We start from the raw sequence: 1,239 nt of genomic DNA on the forward strand, positions 1-1,239 counted from the left end.
ATCGTCGCCGGCACGCCGCCGACGATGGTGTAGGGCGCGACGTCCTTCGACACCACCGCCCCGGCGCCGACCGCCGCGCCGTCGCCGACGGTGACGCCGGGCAGGATGGTCGAGCCGTGGCCGAGCCAGGTGTCGTGGCCGATGGTGACGCGTTTGGCGCGGCGCTGAGCGAAAAACTCGCTTTCATGCTCGGCGTCGTCCCAATAATCCGACGCGCGGTAGGTGAAATGGTGCAGCGTCGGCCGCCAGGTCGGATGGTTTGTGGCGTTGATGCGCACGCTTGCCGCGATGTTGGAGAACTTGCCGATGGTGGCGCACCAGACCGCGCAATCCTGCATCATGTAGGAATAGTCGCCGAGCTCGCATTCGGCGACGCGGCTGCGCTCGGCGATCTCGGTCCAGCGGCCGAGCGTCGAGTTTTCGACCTGCGCCGTCGGATGGATCAGCGGCGCCTCCGAGAGTTTTTTGCTCATGCGGCGATCTTTCCAGGGGCGAAGGCGGTGACGTCGATGACGCGATCGGCGACCGCGCCGCGCACGTCGAGGTCATGGAAGATGCCGAGCAGCGCAACGCCGGCCGCTTTCTTGGCGGCGATGAGTTCGACCACAACATCGCGATTCCGGGCGTCGAGCGAAGCGGTCGGCTCGTCGAGCAGCAGGATCGGATGCTCGGTGATGAAGCCGCGCGCGATGTTGACGCGCTGCTGCTCGCCGCCGGAGAAGGTCGCCGGCGGCAGCGCCCAGAGCTTTTCGGGCAGGTTGAGCTGCGCAAGCAAGGAGCGAGCCTTCGCCCGCGCGGTCTCGCGATCCCCGCCGCGCTCGACCAGCGGCTCGGCGACGACGTCGAGCGCCGAGACGCGCGGCACGGTGCGCAGGAACTGGCTGACATAGCCTATGGTGTGGCGGCGCACGGAAAGCACGGTGCGCGGGCTGGCGGAGGCGAGGTCGATCAACCCGCCCCCATGCTGGACGATGATCTGGCCTTCGTCTACGGCGTAGTTGCCGTAGAGCATCTTAAGGATCGAGCTTTTTCCGGCGCCCGACGGACCGCCGAGCACGGCGCATTCGCCTGCGCGGATCGCGAAAGAGACGCCCGCCACCACCGGCAGCGTGACGCCATCGCGCAGATGCATGGTGAAGCTTTTCGCGACATCGGAAACAACAAGCGGCGTGGCCATGATTAGAGTCCTTTATTTTGCCGCATGGTCTGGTCCGAAAACCGGCTTCCACTTTTCGGGAC

The 1,239-nt window shown here is 66.3% G+C and carries 2 protein-coding genes; both read right to left on the minus strand.

The annotated features are described in order from the left end of the window. The coding region (locus tag EOA28_RS36210) for a DapH/DapD/GlmU-related protein (RefSeq protein ID WP_128315866.1) at window positions 1-473 on the minus strand (473 nt) is incomplete at its 3' end. Then, the gene (phnL, locus tag EOA28_RS36215) at window positions 470-1,177 is read right to left on the minus strand and encodes a phosphonate C-P lyase system protein PhnL (protein ID WP_127252043.1); all 708 of its coding nucleotides are present in this window, start codon (window positions 1,175-1,177) and stop codon (window positions 470-472) included. The genes EOA28_RS36210 and phnL, both read right to left, overlap by 4 nt. Window positions 1,178-1,239: the final 62 nt, after the last annotated feature.

Origin of the sequence: Mesorhizobium sp. M2A.F.Ca.ET.067.02.1.1, assembly GCF_004023285.1 — a bacterium.
GTDB lineage: Bacteria > Pseudomonadota > Alphaproteobacteria > Rhizobiales > Rhizobiaceae > Mesorhizobium.

Excerpts from the sequence above, each read along its gene's own strand:
- phnL (WP_127252043.1), bottom strand. The coding sequence starts at position 1,177 with ATGGCCACGCCGCTTGTTGTTTCCGATGTCGCGAAAAGCTTCACCATG.